The 17,818-nt window shown below is 65.9% G+C and carries 13 protein-coding genes and 1 pseudogene; 3 read left to right on the forward strand and 11 right to left on the reverse strand.

What is annotated here, in order from left to right; translation table 11 throughout:
- Positions 1–49 precede the first annotated feature (49 nt).
- From KY501_RS53890 to KY501_RS10625, 4 genes and pseudogenes are all read right to left on the reverse strand, one after another.
- Positions 50–4,558 (reverse strand): Ig-like domain-containing protein, encoded by a 4,509-nt coding sequence (locus KY501_RS53890; protein ID WP_224362687.1) that lies wholly within the window; start codon positions 4,556–4,558, stop codon positions 50–52.
- An 18-nt stretch (positions 4,559–4,576) separates the two neighbouring features.
- A pseudogene (agmC, locus tag KY501_RS54560) lies at positions 4,577–5,809 on the reverse strand (adventurous gliding motility protein AgmC); the annotation flags it as partial.
- Between the two features lie 151 nt (positions 5,810–5,960).
- Positions 5,961–6,464 (reverse strand): hypothetical protein, encoded by a 504-nt coding sequence (locus KY501_RS10620; RefSeq protein ID WP_224362688.1) that lies wholly within the window; start codon positions 6,462–6,464, stop codon positions 5,961–5,963.
- Positions 6,465–6,474: 10 nt separating this feature from the next.
- On the reverse strand, positions 6,475–7,335 hold the full coding sequence (locus tag KY501_RS10625; protein WP_224362691.1) for an HAD family hydrolase: 861 nt from the start codon (positions 7,333–7,335) through the stop codon (positions 6,475–6,477).
- A gap of 335 nt (positions 7,336–7,670) precedes the next feature.
- Here KY501_RS10625 and KY501_RS10630 point away from each other — a divergent pair, with 335 nt between their 5' ends.
- Positions 7,671–8,447 (forward strand): OmpA family protein, encoded by a 777-nt coding sequence (locus KY501_RS10630; protein ID WP_224362693.1) that lies wholly within the window; start codon positions 7,671–7,673, stop codon positions 8,445–8,447.
- A 38-nt stretch (positions 8,448–8,485) separates the two neighbouring features.
- On the opposite strand, the gene KY501_RS10635 is transcribed toward KY501_RS10630, so the two are convergent.
- The 5 genes from KY501_RS10635 to KY501_RS10655 form a co-directional block, all read right to left on the reverse strand.
- Positions 8,486–8,866, reverse strand: a complete 381-nt coding sequence (locus tag KY501_RS10635; protein ID WP_224362695.1) for a J domain-containing protein — start codon at positions 8,864–8,866, stop codon at positions 8,486–8,488.
- Complete coding sequence (locus KY501_RS10640) at positions 8,866–10,821, reverse strand: DUF6109 family natural product biosynthesis protein (protein ID WP_224362696.1); 1,956 nt, start codon at positions 10,819–10,821, stop codon at positions 8,866–8,868. The genes KY501_RS10635 and KY501_RS10640 overlap by 1 nt, the downstream gene beginning before the upstream one ends.
- Positions 10,822–10,824: 3 nt before the next feature.
- Positions 10,825–12,498 (reverse strand): Hsp70 family protein, encoded by a 1,674-nt coding sequence (locus KY501_RS10645; RefSeq protein WP_224362698.1) that lies wholly within the window; start codon positions 12,496–12,498, stop codon positions 10,825–10,827.
- Entirely contained in the window at positions 12,495–13,058 is a 564-nt protein-coding gene (locus KY501_RS10650) for a hypothetical protein (RefSeq protein WP_224362700.1), read from the reverse strand. Before KY501_RS10650 ends, KY501_RS10645 begins: the two co-directional genes overlap by 4 nt.
- A 110-nt stretch (positions 13,059–13,168) precedes the next feature.
- Entirely contained in the window at positions 13,169–14,416 is a 1,248-nt protein-coding gene (locus tag KY501_RS10655) for an MFS transporter (protein ID WP_224362702.1), read from the reverse strand.
- A gap of 151 nt (positions 14,417–14,567) precedes the next feature.
- Between KY501_RS10655 and KY501_RS10660 the strand changes: the two genes are divergently transcribed.
- On the forward strand, positions 14,568–15,452 hold the full coding sequence (locus KY501_RS10660; protein WP_224362704.1) for a hypothetical protein: 885 nt from the start codon (positions 14,568–14,570) through the stop codon (positions 15,450–15,452).
- Positions 15,453–15,521: 69 nt separating this feature from the next.
- The gene (locus KY501_RS10665; protein ID WP_224362705.1) at positions 15,522–16,475 is read left to right on the forward strand and encodes a hypothetical protein; all 954 of its coding nucleotides are present in this window, start codon (positions 15,522–15,524) and stop codon (positions 16,473–16,475) included.
- Positions 16,476–16,532: 57 nt separating this feature from the next.
- Here KY501_RS10665 and KY501_RS10670 read toward each other — a convergent pair whose 3' ends face one another.
- Both KY501_RS10670 and KY501_RS10675 read right to left on the reverse strand, forming a co-directional pair.
- On the reverse strand, positions 16,533–17,204 hold the full coding sequence (locus KY501_RS10670) for a nucleotidyltransferase family protein (protein WP_224362939.1): 672 nt from the start codon (positions 17,202–17,204) through the stop codon (positions 16,533–16,535).
- 172 nt (positions 17,205–17,376) lie between these two features.
- Positions 17,377–17,697 (reverse strand): CBS domain-containing protein, encoded by a 321-nt coding sequence (locus KY501_RS10675; RefSeq protein WP_224362707.1) that lies wholly within the window; start codon positions 17,695–17,697, stop codon positions 17,377–17,379.
- Positions 17,698–17,818: the final 121 nt, after the last annotated feature.

A 17,818-nucleotide genomic window follows, 5' to 3' on the forward strand; every position in this document is an offset into this window, starting at 1 on the left:
CCTGGGATTTCAAAGCCGGCCCAACGCGGCAGGCCACTGGTGCTGGGTCCTACCGTGGCCTCTGTCTGCGGCCTCTGTGGGCGCAGAATGCGAGCAGCCCTAGCAGTGCCAGCCAGGACGACGCACTGGAAGAAGAAGCGTCACACCCCAGCCCGCCTCCGATAGCCTTGGCTTGAGGCTTGGGCTCGAAGACTTTGAAAGTAATGGGATCAGAGGGTTGGCCCTTGTTCTGGTAGATATTGGCGGCTCTTCCCACCACGGTGTGCTCTCCTGCCTCTGCGGAGAATGTGTACGACCAGTTGCCATCCTCGTCGGCAGAGACGGTTCCCTTGGGCTTGGCATCCGTGTCTTGCGTGATGACGCCCTGCCAGTCGACGAAGATTTCCACCGACCCATTGGGCACGGCTGTTCCCACGATGGTGGGCGTCAGAGAGTAGACCTCATCGTTCGGCGCGGGTGCCTTGATCTCCGGAGGAGGAGGCCGCTCTGCGGCCACTTCCCATTCCGCCTTCGCGGGCTCGGGATCCTTGTTACCAGCCTCATCCACGGCTCGCACCAGCAGGAAGTGCTTCCCATTCTTCAAGCTGGGCGTCACGTACTTGTTGGTGACAGGCAGCCAGTCACTCTCCTGCTCGGGAACCTTGTCCAGGCTGTACTCGAACAGTGTACCTCCCTTGCTGGACTGGAAGCTGAACTCCGTGGAGTCATGGATGTCGATGGGTGGAGGCCCCTTGATGATGGTCGTGTGCGGCGGTGATGTGTCTACCTTGAAACTCCTGGGGCCAAACTTCGGTCCGATGTTTCCAGCCGGGTCAGTCGCGGTGGCAATCACAGTGTAATCCCTGTTCGGGAGCGACACGGGCACCGTGAAACTCCACGCACCATCTGTCCCAACCGAGACTTTTCCCGGCACGGGAGGTGTCTGTGGATCGGAGTCGTCAACTATGATTTCGACGGTAGCTGATTTCTCGGAGGTCCCGGAGATCACTGGCGAGCTATTACCGACAGCCTCACCCTCCTTGGGAGACGTCACGATCACCTCGGGCCCGATCGTGTCCACCGTCCACTGATAAACTTCTGGAGTGGGGTCCGCGTTGCCAGCACAGTCCACAGCCCACACAGCCAGCGTGTGAGATCCGTCAATTAGACTGGTGAGTTCCAGCCCATTCGAGCATTCGAAGACCCCGTTCCCGTCGTAGCGATTGCACTCGTAGTGCACGCCGTTCTCGTCCGAACCAAACTTGAACACAGCCCGGCTGCTCCGACTCAAGACAGGAGGCTTCTCGACAAACCACGTCTCCGGTGGGTCTGTGTCCCGAACGAAGGTCCTCGTGCTCGAGAGGTTACCGGTATTTTCAGCCAGATCCTTCGCCTTGGCGGTGAGGGTGTGCGGGCCATCATTCAAGGTTCCAATGGGAGCCCCCACGCTCCATTTCCCCAAACCATCCGCCGTCGCGGTGCGGGCCGTATCCATCAGGCCGTCCAGGTAGATCGTCACAGTAGCACCGGCCTCAGTAGAGCCCTCCACGCCCACCGTATTGCTGTTGGTGCACTGGTTATCGGCAGGAAGAACAATCACGGGCGGATTCGGCGGCGTGAAGTCCACGGTCCACGAGTAGCTCACGGCCCCTCCAGGACCCTCCGTATTGCCCGCGGAATCCGTGGCGTACACCTGGAAGACGTGAGGATTGGGTGTCTCGCCCAGTCCGGAGTACACCTTGGGGCTGATGCAAGGAGCGAAGGACGCGGAGTCCAGACTGCACATGTAGGTTGCCCCTGATTCCCCCGCGTCGAAGATAAAGGTGGCAACCGCCTGATTGGTCGGCCTGGAAGGACCGCTGGTGATCTCCGTATGGGGCTTGCCGGTATCCACAATCCACTGATGGCACGCCGCAGACCCGTCCTCGTTGCCAGCGACATCCTTGGCTTTGACACAAAGGTTGTGGGTGTCGTCCTTGAGACCAGGGAACGTCACCGGGGTGGGGCACGAAGCCCAAGCCGCGCTGTCGAGCGAGCATTGATAAGTGACGGGTGTCTCGTTGGAGCTGAACTCGAACACCGCATTCGGATCCTTGGTAGGCGACGATGGAGCTGTCTTGATCGTCGTCTCAGGAGACGTGAGGTCCACGACCCAGCTGTAGCTAGCGGCACCTGTCTCGGCTTCCGAGTTTCCCGCTCCATCCGTGGCATAGACACGGAAGGTGTGGGGTGAAGGAGTCTCGCCGAGGTTCGTCAATTGATGCGGACTGGTGCACGTGGCGAAGGCGGCTCCGTCGAGCGAGCAGAAAAAGCCCACGCCGGGCTCGTTTGCGGAGAACTCGAACGTGGCTGTGGTCTGATTGCTAGAATTGGGAGGCTTGCTGGTGATCGTCGTATCTGGCGCCTGTGTGTCAACCTTCCACGAGTATTGAGCTGGGCTCTCGTCCTTGTTTCCAGCCTCATCCTCGGCGTAGACCTCGAAGGAGTGCGTATTGTCGGGCAGGCTGGAGAAGGTCTTCGTTCCCATGTCGCCCGTGCCGCCTGAACCCGAGGCACCACAATCCACGAAGCTGCCAGGCGTTGGCCCCGTCCACTCCCGGCACCAATACTTGCCGTTCGTTCCCGCTCCCGTGAAGGTGAACGTCGCCGCCCTCTGGCTGGTCGGATCCGCGGGTTTGCTGACAATCACTGTCTCCGGACGAATGGTGTTCACGTTCCAGATGAACTGCGCTGGAGAAGCATCCATGTTCCCCGCTGCATCCTCCGCGTACACATCGAAGGTGTGGATGCCATTTCCCACTGAGAAGTTCTTCGCGCCCATGTCTCCCAGACCACCTGAGCCCGCAGTTCCACAGTTCTCATAGGGACCAGGCGTCACCGCCCACTCCCTACACCAGTATCTGCCGCCAGCTCCCGCTCCCGTGAAGGTGAACACCGCTGTCGTCTGGTTCGTCGGGTTCTTCGGACTGCTGGCAATCACCGTATTGGGCGGAGTGGTATCGATGACCCAGGAGAACTGAGCTGGAGTCGTGTCCACGTTCCCAGCAGCATCCTCCGCGTACACCTGGAAGGTGTTCAGCCCTTCGGTGAGGCCGGAGAAGCTCTTCGCCCCCGCATCCCCGTTTCCTCCTGAGCCCGCAACCCCACAGTCCTCGAAGACAGCGTTCGGGATCGCGAGTCGGCACCAGTACCTGCCGCCAGTTCCTGCCCCGGTGAAGGTGAACACCGCCGTCGTCTCATGAGTTGGATCCAGTGGGCGGCTGCCAATCGCCGTATCCGGCGCGGTGAGGTCCACAGTCCAGGTGAACTTCGCGGCAGTGCTATCGCCGTTCCCAGCTGCATCCTCCGCATATACCTCGAAGGTGTGGGTGCCAGGCACCAGGCCGGTAAAGCTCTTCGCTCCTGTATCGCCCGACCCACCCGAACCAGCGGCCCCACAGGGTTGATAGGTGCCAGGGGTCCCCACGTATTCCCTGCACCAGTACCTGCCATCCGTCCCCGCCCCCGTAAAGGTGAAATTCGCTGCTGTCTGATTGGTGGGGTCCTTGGGGTTGGTGGCGATCACCGTGTCCGGAGGAGTGATGTCCACCGCCCAGAGAAAGACGGCGGCAAACACTTCCACATTCCCAGCGGCATCCTCCGCGTACACCTCGAAAGTGTGGATGCCTTGGGACAGGCCGGTGAAGTTCTTCGTTCCCGTGTCTCCTGATCCACCCGAGCCTGCGGCACCACAGTCCTCGTAGGTGCTCGGGGATCCCGTGTATTCCCTGCACCGGTATTTACCACCTGGCCCCGCTCCCGTGAAGGTGAACGTCGCCGTCGTCTGGTTGGTGGGGTTCTTGGGGCTGGTGGCGATCACCGTGTCTGGTGGAGCGACGTCGATTACCCAAGTGAAACTCGCAGGGGTCGCGATGTCCGTGTTCTTGCTAGCATCCTCCGCGTACACCTCGAAGGTGTGAGAGCCGGGCGGCAGATTGCTGAATGTCTTCGCCCCTATGTCTCCTGATCCACCCGAGCCGGCAGTTCCGCAGTCCTGATAGGTACCTGCTGTCCCCGTGTATTCCCTACACCAGTACTTGCCACCCGTGCCCGCGCCCGTGAAGGTAAACGTCGCCGCCGTCTGATTTGTCAGCACTAGGGGCTGGTTGACAATCACCGTCTCCTTGATTTCCCAAATGAACTTCGCGGGACTCGGGTCCTGCACTTTGTTCTTGTCCTCTGCATACACCTCAAAGGTGTGGATGCCAGGAGCCAAGCCAGTATAGTCCTCTACCCCCGTGTCTCCCGAGCCGCCGGACCCCGAAGGCCCACAATCCAGAAAGACGCTTTCCGTTCCCGTGTATTCCTTGCACCAGTACTTGCCTTGGTTCCCAGCTCCCGTAAAGGTGAAAATTGCCGACCTCTCATAGGTCGGATTCTTTGGACTGCTGGCGATCACCGTGTCAGGAGCCGCGAACTCGGCAACACTTGCGATGGAGAAACCCTCTGCCAGTCTTTGGATGATGCCCTGGTATAGAGCTCGATTGCCTTCCGTGGGTTGAGCATCCCCTCCCATCCAGGCTGAGACAGACGTAGTCACTCGCGAACCCGCCATCCCTGCCTCAACTTGAATCGGGCAGGTCTCCTCCACGGCTGCTTGATAGAGAACCCGGCCACCGCCGCCGCCACCGCCCGCTCCGGCTTGCACGAGCGAACTCTGCTGTGGACTTCCTCCCGATCCGCCTCGCGCGGAGATGCCTCCGCACTCGGCTGCGCCCGCCAGCCTCAGGTAGATGCTGCCTCCCGCACCACCTCCGCTTCCGCCACTTCCGCTTGCACTGCCACCTGCTTCGCCTCGCGCTTGCAAGGTGCCCCGGCCCTTCAAGCTCTCAGCTCGCACGAAGATGGCTCCTCCTCCCACTCCCGCCGAACTGACACTCCCGTCCTGCCCATGCCCCTTCCCTCCGCCTCCGCCCAATGTCAGGTGATCGAGCATCGAGTAGCGCAGCGCAGCGCCTCCCCTTCCTCCGATGTCTCGCGTCACATCCCACGGTGCCGATGAGTCACCTCCTCGTCCGCCAGCGCCCCCGTTCCCGCCGCCTCCTCCTCCCGACAGCGGACAGATGCCACCGCCTCCTCCGTTGGATGCGTTATCGAATCCCGTCTCCCCGGGGCCGTAGCTCATGACGGAGATGCCCTCGCCCCTCCTTGCTCCCGGCCTCACCTCTCGAGCCAGCAACCCACACCCAAGGAGATCCGTCGGCAGTTGCACCGCAGGCCCTCCTCGAAAACCCGCCGCGTTTGCCTGGATTTCCCCCTCGTTGTGCACGGCCCCCTTCGCCAGGAATGCCAGCACTCCTCCTGTCTCTCCGTTCCACGGCTGGGCCACGAGGCTGGCTCCAGAGCGCACCGTCACTTCGGTGAACTCTGGTACCCGGATGACCTGGGTCACCCGCCCCGCGTAGGAGTGCACCAGCGGAACCGTGAGAGTCAGTTCACCCTGACCTGCCGCCGCCAGTCGCGCGAGTTCCCACTGCCCCACCGGATCATCTCTCAGATCGACCGGTGCAGGCTTTCCTCTCAGCGGCTCCGGCACGATGCCCGTCGTCTGCAGCACCATCACCAGGTCTCCGCCAGCGAAGCCCTCCGATGAGGAGACGAAAATCTGCAGGTCTCCCGGCGCCAGCGGCCCCGTGACCTGCGCATAGCGGTTGATGACCGCTCCAGGCTTCAAGACGGTCAGCGCTCCATCGCGACCTGTCCCCAAGCCGAAAGTATCGGGCTCGGCCGCGGCTCCGGTCGCATATAGCGCCAGGGCCATCAGCCATAATGGGCTTGCTCTGTTTCTCATGGACTCACCCTTCTCGGTTCCGTGTCCTGTCCTCACAGGCGCGCGGCGAGGGTGAATCCGTATCGGATCACTTCGCTGTCACTCCCATGAGCGCAGCCAGGGTAGGCCACGCTCTCGGGGTGGGATGTACCCCGGCAGGGGTACCCTGCCTCTACTTCTTCGCGGGCGGCTCGGCCTTCTCCGGCTCCCACTTGCGCGTGGACTCGCCCATGCTTTCCTCGGGCCACTCCATGCCCCGAGGCACGATGATGGCGCCGGGCTCGGCAGGCGGCTGGCCCGGCAGCGCGGCTGGCTCGGTCGCCCCAAGCGCGAAGGAGATGAACTGCGCCTCGTAGTCACGGAGTCGGCCCGCAGCGCTCTTGCGCTCCACCGGGCTCGACAGGATGACCGCATCCGCGCCAGCTCGGCACACCGTCTCGCTCAGCATCTGCTTGCGGCCTGCTGCTCCCATCCACTCGTTGTCCGTCAGCCCCAGCGTCCCGATCACCTCGTACTCTTGCGGAGGCTCACGCTGCTCGTAGACTTCGAACTCGCAGCCCTCCGGCTTCGAGGGCCGCTCCTGGAACAGGCGAAGCTCTCGGAGTTGGCCCGAGGTGGCACAGGCCACGGCGAACACTCCCGCACACAGCAAGAAAAAGGGTCGGATGGCTGGCATGGCATCCACCTCAGTCACGCAGGCGGGGGAGAATGGCTCGCAGGCTCCGATCCACCCCACCACGCGCGCCCAGCAGCTCCATCGCCTTCACCTCGTACTGAAGTGCGTTGTCTCGCGCGACGAACTGCACCCGCGCCCCCAGCGCCGCCGGCAGCGCCAGGTCCAACTCATAGATATCTCCCGCCACCAGCGTGGACTCGGGCCCCGTGCCCGTCTCGCCCCAGATGGCTCGCAGGGCCTCGTAGTACGGACCTCGCCTCAGGTAGACAGGCCGGGGCAGCAGCCCATCGAAGCTCAGCGTCTCGGGCAACGCCGAGAAGCGCGCGTCCACCGGCTGCGCCTCCTCGATGACGTACTTGCGCGCGTCTCCCTTCACCTTGAGCCGCTCGCGCCCCCTGGGCGCCAGCCGATCCAGCTTTGCATCCACCAGATCCGTGTGCGCGTTGGTGACGATCCACACCGGCAGCCCCGTGGTGAGCAGTGCCTCGAGCACCTCCTTCGCCTCGGGCTTGAAGGCCGTGCCAGTCAGCTTGTAGGCCTCGCGGTAGAGCGTCTGGAGCATCTCGTAGCGCTCCGCCGGATCCGGCAGCGCGCCGTAGCGGCCCATGAGCTGCCGCGCCACGCAGTTGGACAGCAGGTAGGGATCCGCCGTGGCCGGAGCCACCGTCCGCCCTCCGATATCCCAGCCAAACGCATGCGCGCCCGCCAGCACCGCTGCCTCCTCCTCACGCCAGGCGGCCTCCACCGTCTGCGGGTCCTTCCCCAGCAACTCCGCCAGATGGCTCTTGAAATGGCGCACGAAGGGTGCCCCCTCCGCCGCCACATCGGTGAAGGTCCCATCGAAATCCAACACCACACACCCAATGCCCATGCTTCCTCTGTGCTCCTCCCAAGGGGGGACAAATCCGATACCACGTCCTACCCGGTGGTGCGAAGTGGGGGGGCGTGACGTGTACGGTTGGACTCAGGGCTCGGCGACGCGACGCGGCACCCGATGTCGCGCTGCGCCACGTTCGCATGTGGCAGATGGGCGCCGCTGTCCCCCTTGAGGCGCACCCCGGGAACACCGCTAGCGTTGGGGCTCCAACCACCAGGAGTCACACCCGCATGGAGGAAGCCCGAAGCGCAGCGCCACCGCGACGCAGAGTGTGGCTCCCGTGGGCACTTCTCGCGGGAGTGGTGGCTCTGGCGGTGGGAGGCGGGTGGATGGCATCAACCTCCATCTCCGCGCTGCTGGAACGCAACACGGAACTCGAGCAGGGCACGTTGGAGTCCGAGGCCCGCGTGGCGGAGCTGCAGGTGCTGCGCGCCAGCATGGAGCGTCGGCTGAGGCAGTTGGATCAACAGCAGACAGGCACCACGGCTCAGCGCGAAAGCGAGGCTCGAAAGATTCGGGAGGCGGATGTCCAGGCCGCGCAGCGCGAGGCAGCCCGCGTCAAGCTGGAGGCCAGGCTGAAGAACGAGCTCGCTCAGGGAGACATCTGGTTCGACACCACCCGCCCCGATGCCCTGCGCGTGGAGCTGTCCGAGCGGCTCCTCTTCGAGCCGGGCCAGTCCTCGCTGACGGCCCAGGGAGTGGAGGAGCTCGGAAGGATCGGCGCGGTGCTGGCCGCGGTGGAAGGCCACGCGGTGGAGGTGTCCTCGCACACGGATGACCTGCCCGCCGCCTCGGGCACGGGGGTTGGAACAAGCTGGGAGCTGTCCTCCGCGCGCGCCACGGCCATCGTGCGCGTCTTGATGGAGCCGCCCGCTCGCATCGTCCCAGAGCGGCTCAGTGCCATCGGGCATGCCTCGTTCCGGCCCGAGGTGCCCATGGATTCGCCTCAGAACCGCCAGCGCAACCGGCGCGTGGAGCTGACACTCTCGCCCATGCCCGTTCCTCCCGCATCGCTGCTGGCGACCCTTGAACCCACGCCTCCACCGCTCGTTCCCGTGAAGGCTGCATCGGGTGGCAAGTCCAGCAAGAAGTCGGGCCGGCGCTGACACCTCCGCTGCAATGAGCGTGTAGCTCCGTCCAGCATTCAGCGGACCGGCTCTCCGGCACAAGCCCGAAGCGCCTCATCCCAACGCATCCGAGCACACCGCTCCTGGAACCGGGCCGCGGCCTCTTGCCCGGCGCGAGCAGCCAGCGCTGTCTCCCGGGCCTTCTCGAGAGCCGCATCGAAGCGCTCACGCGCCTCATGGGCCAGCCTCTCCACGTCCACAGGGCTGGCCAGATACGCCATCACCAATGCTCCAGGGCGGGAGAGTGTCTCGTAGGCCTCGCGCACCTGTCGAAACCCCTCCGGATCCTGGTGAGGCGGATGGCGAGCCAACGCCGCGAAGTACGCGCGTTTGACGGCCGCAGGATCCAACGTAGGCGGCAGCCCCAGAACGGAGAACGACTCATTGGACATCGCCATCAGGGCTTCTCCTGGGTCCGAGGCTTTCGTTTCCTGCGCGGCGCGGGCTCCTTCTCGGGATTGGCGGGCTCCTTCTTCTTGCGCGGCGCCCTGCGCTTGCGCAGCCGGACTCCATGATCGCGCGCCAGCGCCAGTGCCCGAAGCACCTCAGCGGTGCGCGCGGACTGTGGCTGTCCTTCCAGAGTCCGCAGAAGAGCCTCCAGCATCGGGTGCAGGTATTCGCAGGGAGCCTCCATGGACCCCAAGGACAAGGCCGCCTTGGCGAGCGCCTGGACATCTTCCGAACGCCGCTCCACCCATCGCCCCAGAACCCGACGGGCGAGCCCTATCTGTCCGCCTCCATCCATGGCCAGCAGCACGTCGATGTACGCCGGATCCCCCGCGCGAGCTTGCAAGTACCGTTCGGCGACCTCCCACGCCTCGGCTTCCGAGGCGGCCTGCCGCACCGCTTCCTCCAAGAACTCGGCGCGGTAGGTGAGCATCCTCGAACCGAACCGACGCCAGATGCGCAAACCCTCGGCGGACAACTCCACCGTGGCCGCGAGCTGCTCGATTCCTTGCTCAATCACCAGCCGCGCGGCGTCCTTCGAGTCCAGCGCGCCCCGCACGAGCCGCTCCATCTTCCGTACCGCCTGCTTGTTCCGGCTTCGGTCCAGCAGGACGGAGATGGCTCCACTCAACACGCGCCGCAACTCCTCATCCGCCAACTCCCAGCTCCCCTCCACCCAGGACTCCACCAGCTCGGGGGCATAGGTGGAGGCGACGCACTCGACCAGCAGGTTGCTCTCGGAGGGCTTCAGTGCCTTCAGCCATGCCAACAGGGAGGGGACCTGCGTGGCGATCAACTCGCGCAGCCCCTTCTGGAGCCACTCCGGTGCGCTGCGTGCCTCCGGCTTGTGTTCGTCCCAAGCCAGCAACGCCCGAGCCCAGATTGGCGCATCCGGCGCGAAGTCCAGCAGCGCCTCGTAGAGGCGCAGCGCCTGCGGCAATGCAGCCCCCGAGAAGCGGACCTCGGATGCAGCCCGCATCACCCAGGGCCGCATGTCCGGCTGGAGCGCAATGGCCTGGGCCAGAGAGCACCAGCCTTCGGCATCCTCGGCGCGCGCGAGCCCCTCCAGGGGAAGACTCCCCGTCACCACCCGCAGCGCCTGCAGCGCCTGCACTGACAGCACCTGGGGGTCTCCCACTCCACGTGCCGCGCGGGCCAGCAAGGAGGCCGGCTCTGCGTACGCGGCGAAGCCTTTTCCCGCTGTGGCCCGGAGCCACAGCTCTCGGGCTGCCAGTTGGCCCGTGAGCTGCCACACCGCTCGAATCACCTCGGCGGATGCCTCGCGTGCCCACGCCTCGACGCGACTGGAGAAGACAGTGAAGGGCTCCATCGCGCACAGGGCGAGGACTGCTCCTTCCACCTCTTCCACGGAGCGAGGTGCTCGGAGGTTTGGAGATAGACGCACCGGCTCGATGCCGAGCCGCAAGTCCACCGGAGGCAGGCACTCGAGCACGGCGGCCACTGACTCGGGCGCGGGAACACCCTGGCCGACGATCCACGCTTCCATCGCCACCGACAGCCGAGGTGCCTTCTCGCGTGCCGTGGGGACGAGGGACTGCCACAACCGCTGGCTCCGGGCCCACTCCCGAGCGCGCCCTGCCGCCCACACCAGCGGCCACCAGGTGGCCTGTGCCTCATCGAGCCCCACGCCCTGCTCCACGAGTCGGGGCTCAGCATCCGCGCGCGCGGCAAGGGTCGCGAGCATTCCCCAGTCGCCGCGGCGGTGTTGCTTTTGGACGGCATCGCGAAAGAGGGCTGCGCCACGAGGCAAGAATTCCTCGCGCAGTTCAGGGGGCAACCGGAGCAGTGGAGCCAGCGTGGCCTCCAGATCTCCCCTGCCCAGATACTTTCGAGCATCCTCCAACCAGCGACGATGCTGGCGCTCCTCTGAAGCCTGCTGCGCCATGGCTCAAGGCTCCACGTGATGCGGCTCGTGTTCGAGGAAGAAGTCCAGCAGCGCCTCCTCGGCCCGCTCGCGTGCAGCCCCCTCGGCCGAGGTGTAGCGTTCGAGCAATCCCTCCAGTTCGGCCTTCAGTTCGGGAGGGAGGCGCTCGAGCAGGGCGTGCCCCTTGCGTGCCACCGCGCTCTGCGCCGCTCGCGCCTGGATGGCCTTGCCCGCATCCGCCACCGAGAGGGCCACCGTCTTCGAATTCGCGGTGCCGGGCTGGCTGATGGAGACCTTCACCACCCCGTTGAGATCGTAGGCAAACTCCACCCTCACCGGTGAGTTCTCGGGCCGAGGCTCGAGTGGGAAGTCGAAGGCTCCGACTCGCGTGTTCTCTGACACCCGGGACGACTCCCCCTGGAACACCTCCACGTTGAGGCGCTCCTGCTCGGGGTACAGGGTGTAGAACTCCTCGACCCTCACGGCGGGCAGCGCCGTGTTGCGGCGGATGACGGGCGCGAAGGTGTCTGGCTCCGCTCGCAGTTCGTCCTCCAGGCCAATGACACGCATGCCCAAGCTGTGGGAGGCCACGTCCACAAGGATGCGTTCCACCGGCTCGCCGGTCAGCAAACCAGCCTGGATGGCGGCACCCAGCCCTACTGCCAGATCCGGATCCACCTCCTCGTGGATTTCCACGCCGAACACCTCCTCCAGCAACCCGCGGACCTGAGGGATGCGGGTCGATCCCCCTACCAGGCACACCCGCGACAAGGACTGACCCTCGAGCCTCGCCTCCTGCAGCGCCTGGCGGGCCAGGAGCCCTGTGGACTCGAGCAGGGGCTCGATGAGCGCCTCGAAGGCACGGCGGCGGACTTCCATGTCCAGGTGGATGGGCTTGCCCTGCGCGTGGGTGAGGAATTCCTCACGCACGTGCACCGCGATCTCCGAGGACAAGCGGATCTTCGTCTCCTCGGCCAGCCGCTGCAGGCGTGCCATGGCCCGTATATCCTCACGAGGATCCACGGCATGGCTGCGTGCGAGTTCATCGAGGAAGAGCTGCACCAGCTTGCTGTCGAAGTCGTCCCCGCCCAGGTGGGTGTTGCCCGCAGTGGCGCGCACCTCGCGCACGCCTTGGAACACCTCGAGCACCGACACATCGAAGGTGCCGCCTCCCAGATCATAGATAAGGAGGATCTCAGGCTGCGCCTGGCTCGCAACCTCCGGGGAACTCAGCCGGTCGTAGACGAGCGAGGCACTGGTGGGCTCGTTGAGCAGGCGCAGCACGTGGAGCCCCGCAAGCTCACCCGCCTCGAGGGTCGCGCGGCGCTGAGCATCATCGAAGTAGGCCGGAACGGTGATGACCACGTCCCTCACGGGGACGCCTGTCGCCTTCTCCGCGCCTCGCTTGAGCGCGGAGAGGATGTCCGCGGAGACCTGCTCGGGAGACAGTTCGCGCCCGGCGATGGAGTACCGGTGGGCGGTCCCCATCTTCCGTTTCACGGAGCGCACGCACCGCTCGGGGCTCTGTAGCTCGAGGTTGCGCGCCTGACGGCCCACCACGGGGCCATCGTCCGTGTAGAGCACCACCGAGGGGACAATGGGGCTGCCGTCGATGGGCACCGCCACCGGCCGGCCGTCGACAAGGTGGGCGATGACCGAGTTGGTGGTGCCCAGATCGATACCAAAGGAATGACTCATGGCTGGTTCCTCACAGTGATGGCCTCGCCCTCGCGCACGACGTGCTCGCCTCGCAGGACAGCGGCGCGAACGATGCGGACGACCACTCCGTCGGCGAATCCCGGGTGAGGCTGCGCTCCAACGACACGAAACACGCGCCCGTCCGGGGGCTGGCCGATCGGAACCAACCGGGTGAGTCCCGAACCGGCCAGAAAGGCCTCGAGCCGAGCTCCCACGCCCTTCAGGCCAGGCGCCATCGCCGGGTCCGCCACTCGAGCAGCCTCGTCGAGCAGATCCAGCGCATCGAGCAGCTCATCCCAGCGTGGCTCGTCGCCAGGGGAAGTCCCGGCAGCGGAGCCCTTGGGCGAAGACAGGGAACCCCTCAACTCCGCGAGCCCTCCCTCCAGCTTCCGATCCAGGTCCTCGACCTGGAGGGTCAGCCGAGCCAGGGCTCGCGAGGATTTCTGGACGGCGTCGAGCACCGAGCCCGCCCAGGCGGGAGGAGCCTCAGGAGGCGCCTCTCCAGGAAGTACGGGCGCTTCCTCACGGACAGCAAACAAACGGCGGAGCCACATGAACATGGCGCGCCCATACCATAGGGTCCGGCAGAATGTAACCCACTGAGTAGGGTGTTTTCACGCCAACGCTCACAACTCATGGAGTAGGCCCGCGTCCGACCCCCCCCCCCGCCTCAGCTATTCAACGGTTTGACTTCGTCGGTGTTGGCGATGCGGCGCAACTCCGGGAAGAGCCATGCCCACAGCACAACGACGACGCACGTGCCCACTCCGCCCAGCACCACCGAGGGCACCACGCCAAACCACTCGGCGGTGAAGCCGGACTCGAACTCCCCGAGCTCATTGGAGGCGCTGATGAACACCATGTTCACCGCGCTCACCCGGCCGCGCATCTCCGGCGGCGTGGCCAATTGGACCAGCGTCTGACGGATGACCACGCTCACCATGTCCGCTGCCCCCAACACCACCAGGGCTGCCACGGACAGCGCCAGGTTGCGCGACACGCCGAACACCATCGTCGCCACGCCGAAGAGCGCCACGCACACCAGCATCGTCCTGCCCGCGTTGCGCTTCATGGGGAAGACGGCCAGAGACACCGCGACGAGGGCCGCTCCCACCGCCGGCGCGCTGCGCAGCAAGCCCAGCCCCCACGGCCCTGTGTGAAGGATGTCCTGGGCGTAGATGGGCAGCAGCGCCGTGGCGCCCCCAAGCAGCACCGCGAAGAGATCCAACGAGATGGCGCCCAGCACCACCTTCTGTCTGCGCACGTAGCGCAGGCCCGCCAGCAGCCGCTGCCACGACGTCGCCGCCTGCTCCATGCGCCCGGTGTGCACCCGCATCAACGCCAGCATCACCAGGCCCAGCCCCATCATCACGGCACAGATGAGGAAGACACCGGCCGCGTGCAGGACGTCGTAGACCAGGCCTCCCACCGCAGGGCCCGCGATGGTCCCCACCTGGAGCACCGTCGAGTTCCATGCCACGGCGCTCGACAGGAACTGCACGGGCACCAGGTGCGGCACCAGCGACTGGCCCGCCGGACCCGCGAATGCACGCGCGGTGCCCAGCAGCACCAACACCGAATAGTACGGCCACGTCTCGGTCACTCCCGACCGCGACAAGCCGAAGAGCAGCAGCGCCCCCGTCACCATCGCCGCGTAGCAGCCCATGAGCACCCGGCGCCGGTCGTGCCGATCCGCCGTGTCCCCCGTGACGAGCGACAACAGCACCATGGGCAGGAACTGTGCGAGCCCCACATACCCCAGGTCCCGAGGCCGATGGGTGAGGCTATAGATGTGGAACCCCACCGCCACCGACTGCATCTGCGACCCGAGCGTCATGAAGAGACGAGCGCCCTGGTAGAGACGGAAGTCGCGGTGCGCGAAGGCGGAGCGACGGGAGACCGCTGTCGCACTGTCCATGGGCTCCACATACCTGTGTGCAGTGCACGTCACCAGCACGGCGTGCACGCTTGCTTGCTTCCACGAATCTGCGTTTTAAATAGATTCGAGCAGGTTGCCGTCCATGCGTCCGGCCGAACCATGGTGGCCCCCCTGCCCCAGGAGCTGGACCGTGTCGTCCATCCGCAACCTGCTGTGCGCCGCGCTTGCCGTGGGCGTGCTGCTCTCGGCACCCCAGGCCGAGGCCCGCTTCGGTAAGCGCTCCAATTCGAGCGAGTCCTCCAACAACGACAAGAAGTCCCACAAAGCCACGGCGGTGGGTGACGACGACGACGATGACGACAAGCCGCGCCGCCGCCGCTCGTCCTCGGGCTTGTTCCTGGTGGATCTGCTCTTCACCCTTCTCGTCGATACGCGCCCCGCCGTGGCCTACGTGGAGGCGGCTCCGCCTCCTCCGCCTCCGCAGGCTCCTCCTCCCGCCACCGTGGAGGAGCTCCCTTCCGCCGAGGTGCGGACCTCGAGCTCTCGACCCTCTCCGCTCAGCGTCCGCCTGGGCGTGGACGGCGCAGCCCTGATGGATGGCGCCGGGCTGGATGCGTTCCTGGGCGTCGAGGGCGTGCGAGGCGGCATGGATGCACGTGCGCTGGTGCTCGCGCTCCCCACGGATGACGGGACAGCGGGAACGGACAGCATCACCCTGATGAACCTCCACCTCACCTTTGCCCTGATCGCCGAAGAGCGGGTGCGCCTGCGCGTCGAGGGTGGCATCAGCAGCGCGCGCGCGCCGGACCTCATCGCCATCGGCCCAAGCTTCGGGCTCTCCTTCGAGGCGTGCCTTGACGGCAACCTGGATCTCGAGCTGCGAGGCCAGGCCACCCCGTACCCCTACCGGCAGCTCGACGGGCAGGCCGGGCTGGCACTGCACATGAACGCCTTCGTGCTGCGCGGCGGGTGGCGGCAGCTCTACCTGAACGACAACGGCTGGGCGGATGACAATCGCGTGGAGCACGAGGACATCCTCGGCGGCCCCTACCTCGGCCTCGGCTTCGCGTTCTGACGCTGATTGAATATCCAGAGCAGGCAGCCGTCCTGGCTACAGCAGCCATCATCGGCCAGGAGTTGGACCATGCCCTCCTTCAAGAACCTGCTGTTCGCCGCGCTCGCCGCGAGCCTGTTCTTCTCCGCCTCGGAAGCCGAGGCCCGCTTCGGCAAGAGCTCTCGCTCGGATGACTCCGAGAAGAAGGAGGAGAAGAAGGAGAAGAAGAAGAAGGAGGACCGGGACGATCCCCCTCCGCGCAGGGTCCACGACGCCTCGGCCGTTGCCCCGAGCCGATATCACGAGGCCTCACCCGTGGGCAGCAGCCGCCCGCGTCCGCCGCCTCCGCCTCCCGAGCCTCCTCGCGAGCGCGTCATCGTCGTCGAGCCGGCTCCTACCTACTACGTGGAGCCTGCTCCCCCTCCCAGCTACTACGTGGAGCCTGCTCCGCCTCCGCCGAGCTACTACGTGGAGCCCGCTCCCGTGGTTCAGGCCGCCGAGGTCTCCGGCTCCCGGAAGGACACCATCTTCAGCCCGCTGCACATGGGCTTCGAGGGCGGGCCCACGGACGGCGGCTCGCGCGTGAACCTGTTCCTTGCCCTCGAGGGCGAGCGGCTCGGTCTGGATGGACGCCTCACCGGACTGTCCCTGGCCACCGATGATGGCTCGGCGGGCCGGGATGAGATCGCGACCCTGGGCCTGCACCTGACCTACGCCATCGTCGCGCAGGAGAAGGTCCGCCTGCGTCTGGAGGGCGGCTTCACCTACGCCGAGGCTCCGGAGCTGAAGGTCTTCGGCCCCAGCATCGGCGGCTCGTTCGAGGGACGGCTCAGCCCCCACCTCGACTTCGAGATGCGCCTGCAGGCCACGCCCTTCCCGTACCGGCAGGTCGACGGTCAGGCCGCCCTGGCGCTCAAGTACATGCCCTTCGCCTTCCGCGCCGGCTGGCGGACGCTCCTGCTGAATGACGCCGGCTACGTCGACGGCGTGGAGCACCAGGACATCTTCAACGGCCCGTTCCTCGGCATGGGCCTCTTCTTCTGAGTTCTCGCCAGGCCATGGCCCCTCTCGTCACCAGCAGAGGGGCCGAGGCCTCGAGACTCACTCCTCTGGCGAGACCGACATTTCCATGCCAGGGGAGGACACGGGCATCGTCTGCCCGGTCTTCTTCACACGCCGCTTGGGCGGCGGAGCCAGCTTCGGCGCCATCCCGAAGAGCCGCTCGTACGTCTCTGGCGTGTTGATGTTGACCACCACGCCCGGATCCTTCACGGACACCCGGCGCAGCTTCAACCCCTGGAGCGCTTGATCCAGCTGCGCCACGTCGGAGCCCACCAACCGCTCGGCCGCCGTGCGCGAGAGCACCACCGGGTAGCCCGGCGCGCTCTCGAATTCGGGCCGCAGCCCCTCCTCCGACTCCCCCATCGCCTTGAGCAGCGACTTGAGCGTGGAGGCCCTCACCGCGGGCATGTCCACCGGGTGCAGCAGCACCACGTCCGCCCCTTCCTCGAGCGCGGCCGTCACCCCCGCCTTGATGGACGCCATGGGGCTCTCCTGCCAGCGGGGGCTCTCCACCAGCTCCACGCTGGGGTGCTGCTCGCGCACCGCCTCTCCGTCCTTGCCGATGACCCCCAGCACCCCGCAGCCCGCCTTGCCAAAGGTGGATGCGAGGGACTGGAGGAAGCTCTTGCCCCCCTCGTGCTCAATGAGCGCTTTGGGGTGGCCCATCCGCCGGGCTTCCCCCGCGGCCAGGATGATCGCCACTACCTTCATAGCCACGCCTCCTCATGGCCCACGCGGGATCGCGGGGGCAACGGCTCAACGCTGGCACCTGCGCGCCAGATTGCAGCCCACCCCCGAGGGCTACCCGTTGGGAAGGTGGCATTCCCACCCACGCGGTGTTCGATAGGAGGTCCAGTGGGGGCCCACTGGTGGGCACTGGGGCTCAGTGCAGCCAGCCCGAACCGCTCACCGCCACCTGCTCCAGCCGGAGTTCCTCCACCCCACCGGTCATTCCTTCCTCCCCGTCGGCCGCCTTGGCAGTCAAAACTTCAGCGATCGGGATCAACGGAAGCCGTGACGCGACGCGGCAAAGCTCCCCCTCCGTCACCTCGCCGATCAACTCCCCCCGCGCCTCATCCACCACCGGCAACACTGCCAGTCCGTATTGCTGCATCACCTGGAGTGATGCCAGCACCGTATCGCTCGGGAAAAGGGTGATCGCACGAGAGATGAGGGCTTCCTTCCGAGTGCTGCACTTGGCCACGCCGACCTCCACGAGAGGGACCTCCGTCCGGTTCCCCCTCCCCTCCAAGCAATTTGCTTGCCGGGGATGTCAGACTGTTGACCACCCACCTGACACAACATCCGACAGGGTTTGGCGGATA

The organism is Hyalangium versicolor (assembly GCF_020103695.1).
Classification (GTDB): Bacteria; Myxococcota; Myxococcia; order Myxococcales; family Myxococcaceae; genus Hyalangium; species Hyalangium versicolor.

Coding starts and splice junctions, on each gene's coding strand:
- KY501_RS10620 (WP_224362688.1), bottom strand. CDS start 6,464: ATGCCAGCCATCCGACCCTTTTTCTTGCTGTGTGCGGGAGTGTTCGCC.
- KY501_RS10625 (WP_224362691.1), bottom strand. CDS start 7,335: ATGGGCATTGGGTGTGTGGTGTTGGATTTCGATGGGACCTTCACCGAT.
- KY501_RS10630 (WP_224362693.1), top strand. CDS start 7,671: ATGGCATCAACCTCCATCTCCGCGCTGCTGGAACGCAACACGGAACTC.
- KY501_RS10635 (WP_224362695.1), bottom strand. CDS start 8,866: ATGGCGATGTCCAATGAGTCGTTCTCCGTTCTGGGGCTGCCGCCTACG.
- KY501_RS10640 (WP_224362696.1), bottom strand. CDS start 10,821: ATGGCGCAGCAGGCTTCAGAGGAGCGCCAGCATCGTCGCTGGTTGGAG.
- KY501_RS10645 (WP_224362698.1), bottom strand. CDS start 12,498: ATGAGTCATTCCTTTGGTATCGATCTGGGCACCACCAACTCGGTCATC.
- KY501_RS10650 (WP_224362700.1), bottom strand. CDS start 13,058: ATGTTCATGTGGCTCCGCCGTTTGTTTGCTGTCCGTGAGGAAGCGCCC.
- KY501_RS10655 (WP_224362702.1), bottom strand. CDS start 14,416: ATGGACAGTGCGACAGCGGTCTCCCGTCGCTCCGCCTTCGCGCACCGC.
- KY501_RS10665 (WP_224362705.1), top strand. CDS start 15,522: ATGCCCTCCTTCAAGAACCTGCTGTTCGCCGCGCTCGCCGCGAGCCTG.
- KY501_RS10670 (WP_224362939.1), bottom strand. CDS start 17,204: ATGAAGGTAGTGGCGATCATCCTGGCCGCGGGGGAAGCCCGGCGGATG.